The sequence below is a fragment of the Streptomyces cyslabdanicus genome, assembly GCF_052663305.1.
The window spans coordinates 1-16,316 of record NZ_JBQRUW010000070.1 but is presented as its reverse complement, the minus strand read 5'-3'; the positions used below and the strand labels follow the sequence as shown (position 1 = coordinate 16,316).

The 16,316-nt window shown below is 74.1% G+C and carries 15 protein-coding genes; 7 read left to right on the top strand and 8 right to left on the bottom strand.

The window, feature by feature from the left end; genetic code table 11:
• The first annotated feature begins 287 nt into the window (after positions 1–287).
• Both ACTYVM_RS34220 and ACTYVM_RS34215 read left to right on the top strand, forming a co-directional pair.
• Positions 288–1,784: an MFS transporter gene (locus ACTYVM_RS34220; protein WP_445529680.1), complete on the top strand. Its 1,497-nt coding sequence runs from the start codon at positions 288–290 to the stop codon at positions 1,782–1,784.
• 97 nt (positions 1,785–1,881) lie between these two features.
• Complete coding sequence (locus ACTYVM_RS34215) at positions 1,882–2,055, top strand: CsbD family protein (RefSeq protein WP_445529679.1); 174 nt, start codon at positions 1,882–1,884, stop codon at positions 2,053–2,055.
• A 105-nt stretch (positions 2,056–2,160) separates the two neighbouring features.
• Here ACTYVM_RS34215 and ACTYVM_RS34210 read toward each other — a convergent pair whose 3' ends face one another.
• The 4 genes from ACTYVM_RS34210 to ACTYVM_RS34195 all read right to left on the bottom strand — a co-directional run bounded on the left by ACTYVM_RS34210 (position 2,161) and on the right by ACTYVM_RS34195 (position 5,602).
• Positions 2,161–3,915 (bottom strand): MFS transporter, encoded by a 1,755-nt coding sequence (locus tag ACTYVM_RS34210; RefSeq protein WP_445529678.1) that lies wholly within the window; start codon positions 3,913–3,915, stop codon positions 2,161–2,163.
• On the bottom strand, positions 3,912–4,415 hold the full coding sequence (locus tag ACTYVM_RS34205) for a MarR family winged helix-turn-helix transcriptional regulator (protein WP_445529677.1): 504 nt from the start codon (positions 4,413–4,415) through the stop codon (positions 3,912–3,914). The genes ACTYVM_RS34210 and ACTYVM_RS34205 overlap by 4 nt, the downstream gene beginning before the upstream one ends.
• An 82-nt stretch (positions 4,416–4,497) precedes the next feature.
• Positions 4,498–5,034, bottom strand: coding sequence for a hypothetical protein (locus ACTYVM_RS34200; RefSeq protein ID WP_445529676.1), 537 nt, complete (start codon positions 5,032–5,034; stop codon positions 4,498–4,500).
• 22 nt (positions 5,035–5,056) lie between these two features.
• Positions 5,057–5,602: a DoxX family protein gene (locus ACTYVM_RS34195; protein WP_445529675.1), complete on the bottom strand. Its 546-nt coding sequence runs from the start codon at positions 5,600–5,602 to the stop codon at positions 5,057–5,059.
• A 301-nt stretch (positions 5,603–5,903) separates the two neighbouring features.
• On the opposite strand from ACTYVM_RS34195, the gene ACTYVM_RS34190 reads away from it, so the two are divergent.
• The 3 genes from ACTYVM_RS34190 to ACTYVM_RS34180 all read left to right on the top strand — a co-directional run bounded on the left by ACTYVM_RS34190 (position 5,904) and on the right by ACTYVM_RS34180 (position 9,987).
• The gene (locus ACTYVM_RS34190; protein ID WP_445529674.1) at positions 5,904–7,472 is read left to right on the top strand and encodes a N,N-dimethylformamidase beta subunit family domain-containing protein; all 1,569 of its coding nucleotides are present in this window, start codon (positions 5,904–5,906) and stop codon (positions 7,470–7,472) included.
• Positions 7,473–7,637: 165 nt separating this feature from the next.
• Positions 7,638–8,882, top strand: coding sequence for a SpoIIE family protein phosphatase (locus ACTYVM_RS34185; RefSeq protein WP_445529673.1), 1,245 nt, complete (start codon positions 7,638–7,640; stop codon positions 8,880–8,882).
• A gap of 91 nt (positions 8,883–8,973) precedes the next feature.
• Positions 8,974–9,987, top strand: coding sequence for a hypothetical protein (locus tag ACTYVM_RS34180; RefSeq protein WP_445529672.1), 1,014 nt, complete (start codon positions 8,974–8,976; stop codon positions 9,985–9,987).
• A 70-nt stretch (positions 9,988–10,057) separates the two neighbouring features.
• Here ACTYVM_RS34180 and ACTYVM_RS34175 read toward each other — a convergent pair whose 3' ends face one another.
• From ACTYVM_RS34175 to ACTYVM_RS34165, 3 genes are all read right to left on the bottom strand, one after another.
• Positions 10,058–10,270: a hypothetical protein gene (locus ACTYVM_RS34175; protein WP_445529671.1), complete on the bottom strand. Its 213-nt coding sequence runs from the start codon at positions 10,268–10,270 to the stop codon at positions 10,058–10,060.
• 143 nt (positions 10,271–10,413) lie between these two features.
• Positions 10,414–10,788, bottom strand: coding sequence for a hypothetical protein (locus ACTYVM_RS34170; RefSeq protein ID WP_445529670.1), 375 nt, complete (start codon positions 10,786–10,788; stop codon positions 10,414–10,416).
• Positions 10,789–10,972: 184 nt separating this feature from the next.
• On the bottom strand, positions 10,973–12,361 hold the full coding sequence (locus tag ACTYVM_RS34165; RefSeq protein ID WP_445529719.1) for a PP2C family protein-serine/threonine phosphatase: 1,389 nt from the start codon (positions 12,359–12,361) through the stop codon (positions 10,973–10,975).
• 152 nt (positions 12,362–12,513) lie between these two features.
• Here ACTYVM_RS34165 and ACTYVM_RS34160 point away from each other — a divergent pair, with 152 nt between their 5' ends.
• Positions 12,514–13,326, top strand: a complete 813-nt coding sequence (locus tag ACTYVM_RS34160) for an SAM-dependent methyltransferase (protein ID WP_445529669.1) — start codon at positions 12,514–12,516, stop codon at positions 13,324–13,326.
• A 64-nt stretch (positions 13,327–13,390) separates the two neighbouring features.
• On the opposite strand, the gene ACTYVM_RS34155 is transcribed toward ACTYVM_RS34160, so the two are convergent.
• Positions 13,391–14,848, bottom strand: a complete 1,458-nt coding sequence (locus ACTYVM_RS34155) for a C40 family peptidase (protein WP_445529668.1) — start codon at positions 14,846–14,848, stop codon at positions 13,391–13,393.
• Between the two features lie 347 nt (positions 14,849–15,195).
• Between ACTYVM_RS34155 and ACTYVM_RS34150 the strand changes: the two genes are divergently transcribed.
• On the top strand, positions 15,196–15,945 hold the full coding sequence (locus tag ACTYVM_RS34150) for an SOS response-associated peptidase (protein WP_445529667.1): 750 nt from the start codon (positions 15,196–15,198) through the stop codon (positions 15,943–15,945).
• The last annotated feature ends 371 nt before the right edge of the window (positions 15,946–16,316 follow it).

Sequence of the window (16,316 nt, the reverse complement as noted above, 5' to 3'; positions counted from 1 at the left end):
GCCCTCCCTCTCAGCCGGAACGTCTTCGGTACGCGCCCACCTTGTTGATCAAGGCGGATGTCGCAGCGTCTACCCCGGTGCGTAAACCTCACACCCATATATTTCCCCCTCTCACGCCGGCGCGCCTGCCGAGCAGGGGTGGTGGCGGGGTAGGGGAACAGCAGGGGCCGATGCGATGCGGTGTTCGACTGCGAGCAGCGGGGAACGTGGCCGGGGCACGCGGATTCCGGCCGCCGGTGCGTGCTTCGGCGGCAACCGGAAGGAGCCTTCGTGGACAAGGAGCCTTCGTGAGCAGGGACACGACAGGCGGACGCTCAGGCGCTCCGGAGGGACGCGACCCGAGGCGCTGGAAGGCGCTGTGGGTCACGCTCGCCACCGGGTTCATGAGCCTGCTCGACGTGACGATCGTGGCCGTGGCGCTGCCGTCGATGCAGCGGGATCTGGGTGCCTCGCCTGCCTCCGTGCAGTGGGTCGTCTCCGGCTACGCCCTGTCGTTCGCGCTCGCGCTGGTCCCCGCGGGGCGGCTGGGCGACGCGATGGGACGGCGCAGGATCTTCCTGTGGTCCCTGGCCGGCTTCGTGGTGTGCAGCGCCGCGGCGGGCGCCGCGCCCGGCATCGCCTGGCTCGTCGTGGCCCGGATCGCGCAGGGCGCCTGCGCGGGCTGCCTCGCGCCGCAGAACTCGGCGCTGATCCAGCAGATGTTCCGCGGGGCCGAGCGAGGCCGTGCCTTCGGCCTGTTCGGCGCCACGGTGGGCATCTCCAGCGCGGTGGGACCCGTCACCGGAGGCCTCATCCTGGCGTTGGCGCACGGCAGCCAGGGCTGGCGCTGGATCTTCTACGTCAACGTGCCGATCGGGGCGGTCGCGCTGCTGCTGGGCCTGAGGCTGCTGCCCCGCGTGGCGCCCGGCCGCCGGGAACACCTGGACCTGCCGGGCGTGGCCCTGCTGGGTGCCGGGGTGCTGGGCCTGATGCTGCCCCTGGTCTTCGCCGACAGCGGGGGAGTACGCCGGCTGTGGTGGCTGTTCCCGGTGGGCCTGGCGCTTCTGGTGGCCTTCGCCCGCTGGGAGAGGCGGATCGCGGCGCGCGACGGTGGGCCGCTGCTCGATCCACGGCTGCTGACCTGCACGCGCGGCTATGCGGCGGGCACGTCGCTGGGCACGCTGTACTTCGTGGGGTTCAGCGGGGTGTGGCTGGTGTTCGCCCTGTTCTTCCAGAACGGCCTCGGCTACGAACCGCTGCAGTCCGGTCTCGCGGTGACGCCGTTCGCCATCGGTTCGGCGGCCGCGGCGGTGGTCTCGGGCCGGCTGGTGGAGCGGTTCGGGCGGCTGCTGACCTTCTGGGGGCTGGTCACGGTCCTCGTCGGACTGGCGGCCACCGCACTGATCCTGCGGTCGGCTCCGCCGGGCGCCGAGGCGTGGTGGGCCGCGCCCGCCCTGTTCGTGGGCGGCGTGGGCAGCGGCTGCGTCATCGCCCCGAACGTGACGATGACGCTGCGTGACGTGCCGGTGCGGATGGCCGGGGCGGCGGGCGGCGCCCTGCAGACCGGGCAGCGGCTCGGGGGCGCGGTGGGTACGGCGGTCCTGCCGGGCCTGTTCTACATGGTGCTCGCGGCGAACGGGAAGGACTACCACGATGCCGTGGCCCTCGCCGTGGGCTGCGCCCTCGTGGCCCTGGTGGGGGCCCTGGCACTCGCCGTCCTCGACCTGCGGCGCGACCGCCGTCCCGGCGGCCGGCGCGGTCCGCCCCGGGTGCGCACCGAGCACACCCGTGCCGGCCACGGCTGACGGGTCCGGTCACTCGTCGTGATCGGGAGGTTTGGCCGCCGCCGCGCCGAGCACCCGCAAGGTGACACCGACAGCGATCTGCTTGGAGTGAGCGACAGTGGCTGGTGACCAGAAGGGCAAGGCCAAGAAGGAACAGATGAAGGGCAAGGCCAAGGAGACGGTCGGCCGCGCGGTGGGCAACGAGAGGATGACCGCCGAGGGACAGGCCGAGAAGGCCAAGGGCGACGCCCGCCAGGCCAAGGAGAAGACGAAGGACGTCTTCAAGGGCTGACGCCGGCCGGCGAGGACGACGCCCCCGGCACCCCCGACGCCCCCGGCACCCCCTGGCGCCCGCAGCGGGACCCGAGCCGTTCTCCGACGACCGACCCGAGCGCCCTCAGCGGGACCCCTGCTCGTCGAGCGAGGGTCCCGCCGGCGTCTTCCCGGGCAGCGGAGCCGGCCGACGAGCCCCTTCCTCGGGCAGCCGGTGACGGCCGCGCAGTGCCGAGGCCACCGCGGAGACCAGGGCCATCGCGGCGGCGACGCCGAAGACGATGGTCAGACCGTGGTGGAAGGGCCCGGAGACCAGTTGCGGGAAGAACGTGTGCCCGGTCAGGGCCTGCTGCTGCGCGGCGGACAGCCGGTCGAGCGTTCCGCTCGGGCCGAGCAGGTGCTGTACGGGGTTGTCGCCGAGGAACGTGGCGAACAGGGTGCTCACCGGCGGCAGCGAGGCGGCGTGCTGGGCCGCGGCCGCCGGGACGCCGTGCGCCCGCAGCCCGTCGCTCAGCGCCGATGGCAGTGAGGACGCGAGCCCCGAGATCATCAGCGAGAAGAACACCCCGATGGACAGGGCGGTGCCGGAGTTCTGGAAGGTGGAGCGCATGCCCGAGGCCACGCCCCGGTACTCCGGCGGCACGCTCCCCATGATCGACGAGGTGTTGGGCGCCGAGAACATGCCCTGGCCGAACCCGCTGACCAGCAGCAGCGCCGCGAACGGCCCGTAGGCGAAGTCCACCGGCAGGGCCAGCAGACCGAGGAAGGACGCGGTCACCAGCAGCAGGCCGGTCGTGGCGAACAGCCGGGCGCCGAACCGGTCGGAGAGATAGCCGGAGACCGGACCGGCGAGCAGGAACCCCAGGGTCAGCGGGAGCATGAAGACGCCCGCCCAGAGCGGGGTGTCCTCGAAGTCGTAGCCGTGCAGGGGCAGCCAGATGCCCTGGAGCCAGATGATGAGCATGAACTGGAGCCCGCCGCGCGCGATCGCGGTCAGCAGGGCGGCCAGGTTGCCCGCGGCGAACGCCCGCACCCGGAACAGCGCGAGGTGGAACATCGGCTCGGCGACGCGAGTTTCGATGATGCAGAACAGGATCAGCAGGAAGCAGCCGCCCGTCAGTCCGGCGAGTACCCACGGGTTGCCCCAGCCGGTGGCGTTCCCGCCGTAGGGCTGGATCCCGTAGGTGATCGCGGCGAGCAGGATCCCGGCGCCCGCCGCGAAGGTGAGGTTGCCCGGCCAGTCCATGCGGCCGCGCCGCCCCGGCGCCGTCTCCCGCAGGCTCAGGTAGGACCAGATGGTGCCGCCCACGCTGATCGGGACGCTCACCCAGAACACGGCACGCCAGTCGACGGTGGCGAGCAGCCCGCCCGCGAGCAGTCCGAGGAACTGTCCGGCCAGCGCGGTGATCTGGTTGATGCCCAGGGCCATCCCGCGCTGCCTGGCGGGGAAGGCGTCGGTGAGGATGGCGGCCGAGTTCGCCGTGAGCATGGAGCCGCCGAAGGCCTGCACCACCCGCCACAGGATCAGCCACAGCGCACCGGCCCCGGCCCTGAACGGGTCGAGGGACAGCGCGACCGACGCGCAGGCGAAGACGAGGAACCCCAGGTTGTAGATGCGCACCCGGCCGAACATGTCGCCGAGCCGGCCGAGTACGACCACGAGCACGGCCGAGACCAGCAGATAGCCCAGGATCATCCACAGCAGATAGCTGATGTTGCCCGGCGCGAGCGGGTCGAGCCCGATGCCGCGGAAGATCGCCGGCAGCGAGATGATCACGATGGAGGCGTCCATCGTGGCGATCAGCACGCCAAGAGTGGTGTTCGACAGGGCGACCCACTTGTAGCCGGGGCCCACGGCGGCGGGGGTACGGGGGGTCACAGCCGTTCCGCCAGCCGGTCGAGCAGGGGTAGCGCGTCGGTGAGCGTGCGCTGTTCCCCTGGGGTGAACTCCGTGATGGCGTCGGCGAGCCGGCGTACGGACTCGGTGCGCCGCGCGGCCAGCATGTCGCGCCCCGCTTCGGTGACGGCCACTACACAGCGGCGCCGGTCGACGGCGTGGGGGGCGCGCAGGACCAGGCCGCGCTGTTCGAGTGCGGCGAGGGTCGCCGCCATGGCCTGCGGCCTGACGCGTTCCAGCTCGGCCAGCGCCCCGGGCGAGTCCGGACCGTCGGCGGCGAGCCGCGCCAGCACGGACATGCCGGACAGTGACACGTCACCTACCGCGTGCGCCTGCCGCAGCCGCCGCGTGATCCGTGCGACGGTGACGCGCAGATCGGAGGCGAGGAGAGCGGCGCCTTCCGTGCTGTCCGTGCTGTGCGTGCTGTCCGTGCTGTCCGGGGGGTTTGTGGGAGTGCCGGTGCCGACCTGTTCAACGTCCACGTAGTAACAATAGATTTATCAGTCTGGACTGTTGAACCAAGCGTGGGTAATCGTTGGCTCATCCACGCGTACGGGGGTGCGATCAGCGGTCCCGGAAGACCTCCGCGGCCTGGAGTCGGCGTAGGTCCTCGACGATGCGCTGCTGCCGCCCCGCCCGTTCGGACAGGTCGTCCAGTCGCCGCGGATCAAGGCGCGTGTCCCGGGCGGCGAGAGAGCGCAGCACCTCCCACGCGCAGGCCTTTCCCCGGATGCCCGACTGGAGCAGCTCCAGCTCCAGCAGGGTGCTCAGCGGAGAGCGCCGCACCAGGCCGCCGTTGCTCTTCAGCCGTGCGGCCCGTTCGCCGAGGCGGCCCGCGTACACCTTGTAGCGCCGCACGGGTATGTGGAGCGCGCGCATGATCTCCAGCAGGCTCCTGCGGTCCTCGGCCATCTCGGCCGCGATCGGGGCCATCGCGTCGCCGATCTCCGAGCCCCGTGTCGCCATGGCGAGGTGGCGGGAGCGCTCGGTGCCCGCGGTGGCGCCCGCCAGGTGGTCGTTGAGATAGATCCCGAGCAGTTCGTGACCGGACTGACCGGTGAACACCGGGAGGCGGCTACCGACGCGGGCGTGCTCGTGCATCGCGTGTGACCTTCCACGTTGTTCATCCGCCGTCGCGGGCGGGCAGCTTGGCGCGCAGGCCGCCGACCGCGGCGGCCGGGCGTGCCGTCGCCCGGACCGAGCGGCGCACCAGCCGTGCCTCGCGTTGCAGATCGTGGGCCGTGTGACGGCCGCGCCACAGCAGGGACGGCGCGCTGCCCGTGTCGTCGGCCGCGATCAGCAGGCCGCCCAGCATGGAGAGGTTCTTCAGGAAGTGGATGCGCTGCTGGCCGCGGTCCGCGTCGTCCTCCGCCTCCCAGAAGCGGTGTCCGGCGATGGTGGTGGGCACCAGCGTCGCGGCCAGTGTCAGGGCCGACAGCCGCGGGAACCGCCCCAGGCCGAGCAGCACGCCCGCGACGACCTGGACGCCGCCGCAGAGCCGCACGACTTGCACGGTGCTGTCCGGCAGCACCGCCACCTGCTCGGTGATCGGCCGTACGACGGGTTCGGCGATCGGCGCCAACGCCTCGGGATCGCGGAAGGAGTTCATGCCTCCGGCAACGAACATGGAGGCGAGCAGCGGCCGACCGGCCACGCGCAGCAGACTCATGGTCCTCTCCAGGGGGTGAGCGGTATGCATGCCCGGCGCTGTGCCCGGCGTTTCCCCGGGTTCCCGGCCCGGGCCAGGACAATCGACCCACGCGATCCACGCGACGCGGAGGACCCGGTGGTGTGCCGTCGCGCCCGTGCGGACCGCCGTCGCGGCCGGTACCTTCGTCGAAGGCACGCCGAGTCCGCGGGGAGGGCCCGTTCACCCCCAGGGAGGCGATGTGAGCCCGCACCACGCACAGGAGCACACAGAGCACACGGGGGACACAGAGCACACGGGGGACACCGGAGACACGGGAGACGTGCCGGCCACGGGGAAGGGCTCAGCACACGACCCCGCCCGCAGGCGCTTCCTCTGCCTGTGCGCCGGTGCCGGACTGGGCGCGGCGGCCGTCGCCTGCGACCACACGTCCGTGAACCGGCCGTCCACCGCCGCGGACAGCCGCCGCCCGGAGGCGGACCGGGGCCGCACGGGCACCCGGGACTGGCGCACGGTCTCCTCGGGCCCGCCGGACGCGGTGGCCGGCTACACCGACCGGATCAGCGTCACCCCGGGCCAGGAGTGCGGCCTGCACGTGTCGACCACGGCGTCCTCCTTCCGCGTCTCGGCCTTCCGCGTCGGCTGGTACGGCGGCAGCCACGCCCGGCTCGTCTGGCGCTCCGGGCCCGTACGCGGACGCGCTCGGCCCGCCGGCCGCGCGCTGTCCGCCACCCGCACCGTCCGCGCCGACTGGCCCCGCACCCTGGCCTTCGGCACCGAGGGCTGGCCCGAAGGCGCCTACCTGCTGCGCCTCGACGCCGACAACGGCCACCAGCGGTACGTCCCGCTGATCGTGCGCTCCACGCACGGCGCCGGCCGCACCGTACTCCTGCACGCTCCGGCGACCTGGCAGGCGTACAACCGGTGGGGCGGCTCCAGCCTGTACAACGGCGCCTCCGGGGCGTACGCGACCCGCTCCCTGGCCGTCAGCTTCGACCGGCCCTACGACGTGAACGGCGCCGAGAAGTTCCTGGTGTACGAGTGGGCGGCCGTGGTCCTCGCCGAACGCCTCGACATACCCCTGGCGTACACCACCGGCACCGATCTGCACCACGACCCCGGCGTGCTGCGCGGCGCCACCGCGCTGCTCTGCCTGGGCCATGACGAATACTGGACGCCCGAGCAGCGACGGCACGTCGCCGAGGCCCGTGACGCGGGCACCAACGTGGCCTTTCTCGGCGCCAACACCTGCTTCCGCCGGGTCCGCCTGGAAGGGGGCGACCCGGAAGGGGGCGGCACGGGAGCCGGGCGCACCGTGGTCTGCTACAAGACCTCCTACCGGGACGACCCCTGCTACCCGTCCCGCCCCGCCCTGGTCACCACCGACTTCCGGCAGGCCCCGGGCGCCGATCCCGAGTCGTCCCTCACCGGGGTTCTCTACGAGGGCTATCCGGTCGACGCACCGTACGTCGTGCACGCGGCGGACCACTGGCTGTACGAGGGAACGGGGGCGCGCCCCGGTGAGAGCTTCGACCACCTGGTCGGAGTGGAGTACGACCGGGTCACCCCCGGATCGCCCGTGCCCGAACCGCTGGAGATCACCGCGCACTCGCCGCTGGTGTGCGCCGGAGCCCGCGGTCACAGCGACTCGGCGTACTACACGGCGCCGAGCGGGGCGGGCGTCTTCGCCACCGGCACCATGCGCTGGGTGGAGGCGCTGATGGCCGGCACCCCCGACGGGGGCCGCGACCACGGCATGGACGCCCGGACCCGGGCCTTCGTCACCCGTACCACGGAGAACCTGCTGCGCGCCTTCGCCGAGGGCCCCGCGGCCCGGCACCGGCCGGCGCCCCGCCCCAACACGCGACAGGTGTACGGGACGCCGGTGTGACCGCGCCGTACGCGTCAGCGGGCCGCCAGGGCAGCCAGGGCCCCCTCCAGGTCCAGGTGGCTCCGGATGAAAGGCCACGTCGGCTCCGGCACCGCGGGTCGCTCCCCGTCGGCACCCGCCCGCGGTGCTGGGATGAATCCGGTAGAACGGCAGAAAGGGGTCGTGATGGAAGGTGAGTTGGTGTCGGGCCCCGGGAGCGCCGCGACGGACCGCTTCGCACTGGCCCGGCGGGCCGTCGCCGCGATCGGTACGACCTTCGACGACCGCAGGACGGCGGTCGAACTCGCCTCCTTCCTGGTCGAGGAGGTGTGCGAGTCGGCGACCGTCGATCTCTACGGTCCTCGGGAGGCCGGCCGTGCGCCGGGCGAGTCCCTGCGTTCCGCCGCCGTGGCCGGGCGGCGCGACCTCCTCGACAGCCTGGAGAAGGCCCCGCGCGATCAGATCTCCGTCCGCGCCCTGGACGCGGGCCACCCGATCACGACCTCGTCCGCCCATGGCGGCGCCGCCCTGGTGACCCTCTCGGTGCCACTGCTGGCCTGGGACCGGGTCTACGGGGTCGCGCTCGCCCTGCGGGCCGGCCTGCCCTTCGACGACCAGGAGACGGCGGCCGTCCACTACGCGGCCCGGCTGGCCGCCGCGCACCTGCGGCACGCGGAGGAGCAGCGCGAGGCCGGCCCGAGGGTGTGGGACCTGCGGAAGGTGCTGCCGGCCGCCCCGGAGCGCACGCACCCCGACGTGGAGCTGGCGTCCCGTTACGTGCCCGGCGGCACGGGCGGGCGCGTGGGCGGCGACTGGTACGAGACGCTGCACCTGCCTTCCGGCCGCGTCCTGCTGGCCGTCGGCGACGTCATGGGCCACGGCCTGGACGCCGCCGTCGACATGAACGCCTACCGCTCGACGCTGCGGTACCTCGCCTCCACCGACCTCGCGCCGCACGGCATCCTGCGCCGGCTGGACGCCATGCTGTCCGCGGAGAGCGGCCGCCGCCCGGCGACCTGCCTGCTGGCCCTGCTGGACCCGGCGGACGGCACGGCCCTGCTCGCGAGCGCGGGACACCTGCCGCCGGTCCTCTTCCACGCCGACGGCACGGCCGGGCCGGTCCCGCTGCGGGTAGGTCCTCCGATCGGCACCGGACCCGGCACCGGGCTCGCCGCCCACGAGGCGACGAGGCTGCCGCTCGCGGGGGACGACACGCTGCTCATGTTCACCTACGGGCTGATCGAGCGGCGCGGCGAGGACGTCGAGACCTCGCTGGCCCGGCTCTCCGGTCTGCGGACGGGGCCCGGTGCGGGAGCCGGCGAACTCCTGGACGGCATCCTCGGCGATTTCCTGTGCGGGGCGGGACCGGGCTCCGGTCAGGCCGACGTCGACGTCGCCCTACTCGCGGCCCGCAGGCGACCCGGCCCCTGAGAAACCTGGCCCGTGACCGCCGCGCCGGGCCGGTCACGGGCCACCGGTCGTCCGCTGGGCCGCCGCCCAGTGCGGACGGACACTGGAGGGCATGACCGACTGGCACGACAGCGTGGCGCGCCCGGTAGGGCGCCGAGCCGTGCTGCTGGGCATGGCGGGGGCGCTGCTCGGGGCGGCGGGCTGCACCGGCGCCGCCCGGGAGCCGAAGCCGGGCGCCGCCGGCTCGCCCGCGTCCCCGTCCCCCACCACATCCCCTTCGAGCACCGGGGCGCCCCTTCCCAGCACCACCCCGTGGCGCCCCACCTCGGCCGAGATCCACCCGGAGGTGAAACGCCGGGCCGTCGAGCTGGTCGAGGCGCTCGGGGCCTGGCCCAGCGGCAGGGGCGGCGCGTCCGCGGCACGGGCCAGAGTGGCCGCGCGGGGTCTGCCGACCGCTCTCGTGGCGCAGGCGGGTCCGTTGCGGCCCTCCGCCGACGAGGCGGTGGTGCAGGTGGTGAACGCCCAGTACGGCGGGATCCTCGCCGACTCGGCGAGCGTGCTGGTGGTGTGCCGGCAGTGGACGCGGCACGGTGGCGCCGTCCGGGCGGGCGGGACGACGGTCGACGTACGGCTGGCGCGGTCCCGGACCGGATGGACGGTCACCGCGCTGCACCCGGCCCGACCGGGCGCGCCGGAGGCCTCGCCGCCGGCCGGGGTGCGGCGTGTGCTGGCGGACTCCCGGATCGTGCTGCCGCCCGCCGCGCAGGCCGACCTGCGCAGCGGTCAGGTCCACGACAACGTGGTCACCGCGATGCTGCGTCTGGCCGGGACGTACCGGATGTACGTCAGCGTGGTCCGCTCGGGGCATCCACTGGACGTCTTCGGCACCAGCCGGCCCAGCGACCACCCGCGCGGGCGCGCCTTCGACGTGTGGCGGATCGACGGCCACGCGGTCGTCGACCCGGCCACTCCCCGCTCGCTCGTCGAACGCTTCATGCGCGACGCGGCGGCCGCCGGTTCCTACAACGTCGGTGGCCCGGTCCTGCTCGCCGGCGGCAGCACCCCGAACCAGTTCTTCAGCGACGCCACCCACCACGACCACGTCCACATCGGCTTCCGCGCCTGATGGACCTCAACCCCTGACGGACCTCAACCCTTGACGGACCTGACGGACCTGACGGAGACGGCCGTCGCGGTCAGGGCAGGGCCATCATGAGCGCGGCGAGCACGGTGAGGGCCGCCAGCGGCACCATGACCGGGCGTGCGCGTTCCCACCAGGACCAGGCCGGCCCGCCGCCGCGGGGCCAGGGGCGGGCGATGGGGAGCCCGGCGTCCGGAACGGTCAGGGCCCGGCCGGAGCCGAGCAGCGAGCGGCACCAGGGGCATTCGCCGTCCTCCCACGCTTCCATGCCGCGCTCAACGACCCCCCCGGGGCCGGGCAACGCCCACGCCCACCATCGTGATGCCGCCGTCACCGAGCCGTGAGCAAGTGGTGCCCTGGGCCGTCCGGGCCGGTCCCCGGGGAACGGCCAGGACCCTTCCCCGTCCGGGCTCACAGCCCCGGGAGCCCGCGCGGCACCGGCACCGCGGGTACCGCGGGAGACACCCGCGCCGACGCCTCCGGCGGCCGCTGTCCCGATCCGACGCCCCAGGGGCGCAGCAACGGCGCAACGGGCTCCCACCCCGGGGACACCACGGTCGGCGGAGTGCCGGTGTCCGCGAAGGACGCCCACTGGACCAGGGACGGTTCGGGTGCGTACCGCCCGGTGGCCCTCGGTGGCGCGAGGCCCACGGCGCGGGGCGGCGCGTCGACCGGCGGCTGGTCCGCGGGCCCGCTGGTCAGTTCCGCGTAGGGCTGTTCCGCGTAGGGCTGTTCCGCGGGGAGGTGGCCGAGTGAGCGCGGCACGGCCCGAGAAGTGCTCTCCATGCCGGAGCAAACGGCGCCCACGCCGCCCGCGTACGCCTCGCGCCGCGGCCGCTCACCACATCAGGTGAGGACACCGCTCGAACGGCCGCCTCCGCTCATGCGACAAGCAGTCCGGAGCGGCCGCCCGGCAGCCCGGCGAACCCGTCCGGGCGGACCGTCCGTCGAAGGCCGTTCCCGGTTCCGGTCAGTTCTTCCCCGGGGTCAACTCGGCCAGCAACAGCGTCCGGTCGTCCGAGACGTCGTAGGCGGCCTCGGCGCCGTCATGACCGGAGCCGGCCAGCAGCCGCCGGCACAGCGACGGCAGGGCGTCCGGGTGCCCGGCGTCCGGTACGTCGTCGGCCCCGGTGTCGAGGGCGTGGGCGAGGCGCGAGATGCCCTGGTCGATGTCACGGGTGCGGGACTCGACCAGACCGTCGCTGTAGAGCAGCAGCAGGGTCGGCTCGGACAGGCGCAGCACGGTCGGCTCGTAGGGGCCCGTGGCCAGCCCCAGGGGGAGACCGGCGGAGGCCAGGTCGACCGGCGCCGCCGGGCGGCCCTGGCCGCGGATCAGGGGCGGCGGATGGCCGGCGCCGACGAACGTGCAGGTGTGCAGTTCCGCGTCCCACTCCGCGTACATGCAGGTGGCGAAGGAGGCGCCGGGCGTGGTGCCGGCCACGGCGTCCAGCCGGTCCATGAGCTCGGCCGGGGTGATGTCGAGCGCCGCGAGGGTACGGACGGCGGTCCGCAGCTGGATCATGGCCACGGCGGACTCCGGTCCGTGTCCCATGGCGTCGCCCACGACCATGGCGAGCCGCCGGTCCCCTCGCGGCAGCACGTCGTACCAGTCGCCGCCGATAACGTTGTCCTGCCCGGCGGGCCGGTAGCCGTGCGCGACCCGGCAGCTCTCGAAGGCCTGCCCGGTCTCCGGGAGCAGACTGCGGCGGATGGCCAGCGCCGTGCGTCGCTCGCGCTCGTAGCGGCGGGCGTTGTCGAGGGCGACACAGGCCCGGGCGCCGAGCGACTCCACCGCCACCGCCTCGCCGCAGGTGAAGGGCTCCTTGCCCGGACCGCGCGTGCAGGCGATGAAGCCGACCGCCGCGCCGCGCAGCCGCAACGGGACGATGAGGAACGAGGCGCTGCGCAGCAGGGCGTCCACGCCCGCGTCGTCCGGGCCGGTGCCGCGCAGCCGCTCGAAGGTGTGCCGGTCGACACCGTCGAGCAACTGGGTCTGCCCGGTCGCCACGGCACGCGCGTATGGCGTGGCACGGGGAAAGACGAGTACCTCCCCGACCGGCAGCAGGTGCTCCCAGTCCTCCGAGGTGTCCGACCCTATGCGCAGGGCGAGCCGACGCGCCTCGATCTGCGGCGGGTCGGCCGCCGTGCGCGCGTGCTCCTCCAGAAGCCAGCGCTGGAGCAGGTACACCGAGGCCGCGTCGCAGAAACCCGGTGCCAGCGCGTGCACGACATGACGGCCGGTCAGGTGGAGGTCGAGCTCGGAGCCGATGGCGTCGGCCGCGGGGGAGAAGTACGAACGCCGGCGGAGCGGCGCTGTGAGAGGCGGGTCTTCGGGCCGGCCGCGTTCTGTGTTCCGCAGGGTCGTGTGCCTTCCGGGTGGGGCCGGTGGGCCGAGGTCCGGTGGCGTGGGGACGGACTGGCCGGTCGGGCCGTCGGGCGGTACGGCGTCGTATGCCGCTGGCAACTATATGATGCCCAGTCAAGGTCGTTTGATTGTAGGGGAGTTGGACAATGAGCGACGGAGGCGGGCTGCCGCGGGGCGTGGATCCGGGCAAGGCCAGTGTGGCCCGGATGTACGACGCCATGCTGGGCGGCGAGCACAACTTCGCCATCGACCGGGAGGCGGTGGCCGCCTTCACGGCCATCGATCCCCAGGTGCGCACCCTGGCCCGCGCCAACCGCGCCTTCCTGGGCCGCGCCGTGCGGTTCCTGGTGGACGCCGGGGTGCGCCAGTTCCTCGACCTCGGCTCCGGGATCCCCACCCAGGGCAATGTGCACGAGGTCGCCCAGGCCGCCAGTCCCGGCGCCAGGGTGGTGTACGTGGACAACGACCCGGTCGCGGTCGCGCACAGCGAGGCCCTGCTCGCCGACAACCCGGACGCGGCGACCGTGGCCGGCGACATCCGCGATCCCGCGAAGGTGCTCTCGGCGCCGCAGGTGCGCGAGCTCATCGACTTCGACGAGCCCGTCGCCGTTCTGATGATCACCATCATGCACTTCGTCACACCGCAGGAGGACCCGGGCGGCATCGTGGCCGCCTTCCGGGACGCGCTGCCCGCGGGCAGCTGGCTGGCCCTGACCCACGCCACGGACGAGGACCGCCCGGACACGGCCGCGGCGGTCGGGCAGCTGTACCGCGACCGGGCCACCTCGCCGGTCACGGCACGCTCCCACGACGAGATCAAGTCGCTCTTCGACGGCTTCGACCTGGCGGAGCCGGGGCTGGTCTACGTCCCGCTGTGGCGCCCGGACCGGGACGAGGAGATCCCGGAGGACCCGTCCAAGTTCTGGGTGTACGCCGGGGTCGGCCGCAGGACCGCGTGAACGCGGGGCGGGGAGGTCCCGGTGACGCCGTGCCGGTCACCCGGGCCTTCCCGCCCGCGACGGCTCAGGCCGGCCGTATCGCGCTGTGGAGGGCCCGCGGGCCCGCGAAGAGGACCGACTCCTCGCGTATCGACGCGCCGGGACTCGGGGCGTGGACCATGGTGCCGTCGCCCGCGTACAGGCCCACGTGGCCGACCTCGCCGTGGAAGAAGACCAGGTCCCCCGGCTCCAGGTCGTCGAGCTGGATCGCCGTACCGGAGCCGGCCTGTTCGTGGGCGGTACGGGGCAGGGCCACCCCGGCGACCCGCCAGGCGGCCTGGATGAGGCCGGAGCAGTCGTAGGAGCCCGGACCGGTGGCACCCCACACGCACGGCTTGCCGATCTGCGCGCGGGCGAAGGCCAGCGCCTTGGCGGCCTTCCGCTCATAGGCCGAGGCCGGGCTCGCGCCGACACCGGCGTGGTGGCCGGCCTGGCTGGCGTCGAAGAGCGCGTTGCCGTCCAGCGGTGGGGTGGTGTCGAACAGCCCCGTGGCGTGCTGCTGCCACTGCGCCGCCTCCGGCCGAGGCGAAGGCGCCGCGGGCCGGGGCTCCTCGGCCGGGCGTGTCCCGACGGCGGCGGGCGGCGGCGTGCTGTCCCGCGCGGCGTGCCGGGCCAGCATGTCGCCGGCCCGGGTGAGCTTGCCCCGCGTCCGCTCCTTGGCGGGCCGCCGCACCGCGGCGTCCCCATGGGGTGGGACAGGGGCACCCGCCCCACCGGCCGCTTCACGCCGTGCCCCGGCCACGCCCGTGAACCCCGCGACGGGGCCGGCGGGCGGGGCCGCAGTGCTCGGGCCGATACCGGCGAGCATCCCCACGGCGCCGGTGGCCGCCCCCTCCATGATCCCCGCGGAGAACGCCTCCACGGGGCCGGCGGGCGGCTGCGTGGTGCCGGTGAGGAACGCTCCCGTGGTGCCGGTGGGCGGCTGCGTGGTGCCGTTGGTGAGGGCTTCCGTGGTGCTGGTCGGCGCTGGTGCCGTCGTTCCGGGAGCCGGTGGTTCCATGGGGCGGGCGGTCGGTTCGGCCACCGTCGCGGCGGTCAACTCCGGTGGGCGCGTGGTGTCCCGTGCCGCGGCCGGGAGTTCCGGTACCGGGCCCGCAGGGCCCCCGGACAGCTCCGGCCGGGTCGGTCCGCTCCCCTCCGGGCCCAGTGCCTCGCGGACCTCCGCCGGACGCCTCCTCGGCGCGACGGCAGGGGAGTTGCCCGGATCGGGCCTGCGATCCGGTGGCAGGACCGCCGGGACGGTCGGACCCAACTGGGCGCGCCCCACGTCGAACCACTTCCTGGCCACCCGGTCCAGCGCCGGATCGGTCCCCCCGGAACCCCTCCAGGCACCCGAACCGCGCCTCGCACGTGCGTTCTTGCTCATCGCGCGGGTGGCGTTGAATTTCCCCGTGGCGTTCTCCGCCTGGTCGTAGAGGCTGCTGATCCGCTGCTGGACCTCGGCGTGGCTGGGCCCGTCGTCACTCGGTCGTTCCGGCGTCAAGAAAGACGCACTCCTCCCATGGGCCGCCTACCGGTTCTGCTCTCGGCATCGGGCGGACGTTTTGTGGAAGGCGTGCCCTGCGGCCCCCGTCCCGAGGGACGGTCGAGCCTCTTCACCCCGAGGTTGGTCGGTTCCCCGGCTCCGGCCGCTGTGGGGGCGTACCGGACACGGCGGAGGTCGCGCGATCCGGCGCGACTCGCCGGAGGCAATCGTGCGGCCTGGCCGCCAACTTAGCGAACATGTGTACCTGGTGTGAAGATCGCGGCGTGGAATGTCCGATACGTATTCGTGATCTTCCGGTGAGGTGCCTCACGCCCGCCGCCGGGCCGCCGTGGCACCCTGGCCTCATGTGCGGTCGCTACGTCTCCACGCGCGGTCCGGAGGAGCTGGCCCGGCACTTCCGGGTCACCGAGTGGCACCCGGAGGAGGCGCCGGCGCCCAGCTGGAACGTCGCCCCGACCGACGAGGTGTGGGCCGTCCTCGAACGCGCCCCGCGCCAGGACCGCACCCCGGCCGCCGTACGCAGGGAGCTGCGCCCGCTGCGCTGGGGACTGGTCCCGTCCTGGGCGAAGGACGTGAAGGCCGGCGCCCGGATGATCAACGCCCGGGTGGAGACCGTGCACGAGAAGCCGGCCTTCCGTCGCGCCTTCGTCAGGCACCGCTGCCTGCTGCCCGCCGACGGCTTCTACGAATGGCAGCAGACCACGTCCGCGGAGACCGGCAGGACCCGAAAGCAGCCGTACTACATCAGCCCCGAGGACGGCGCGCTGATGGCGCTCGCCGGCCTGTACGCGTACTGGCGCGACCCGCACGTGGCGCGGGACGACGACCCCGCCGCCTGGCTGGCCACGTGCACCATCATCACCACCGAGGCCACCGACGAGGCCGGCCGCGTCCACCCCCGGATGCCGCTGGCCCTCACCCCGGACCACTACGACGCCTGGCTCGACCCCCGCCATCAGGACCCCGGCGAACTGCGGGCGCTGCTGGGTACGCCGGCGGGCGGCAGGCTCGGTGTCCGACCCGTCTCCCCGGCCGTCAACAACGTCCGCAACAACGGCCCCGAACTGCTGGAGGAGACGCAGACGCAGACGTGACGGACCGTGACGGGCCGGCCCGGCCCGCTCCGGTCCCGGCGCTGGGCACCGCGCGCCGGACGGGCCCCCGTTCCCCCTGATGCGCCCGATCACCGCCCACCCGGGCGAACTCCACCCCTGCCCGCGCCCGACCAGACCTTACGGTGCTCACGAGGGCTCATGAGGGCTCGACAGGCGATGCCGATGGCGAAGGCGGCCGGCCCGTCCGGTCCGGGTGTGACGGCCCGGACCGGAGGGGCGGTCCGGAAGGTGAGGCGCGGTGGCGGGTGCGGGCGCTCCGGCGGGCGGGCCGGGCCGCGGGCGCCGGGCAGCCGGCCGGGCACCCACCACCCCCCCCCCCCCACCCCCCCCCCCCCCCCCCCCCCCCCCCC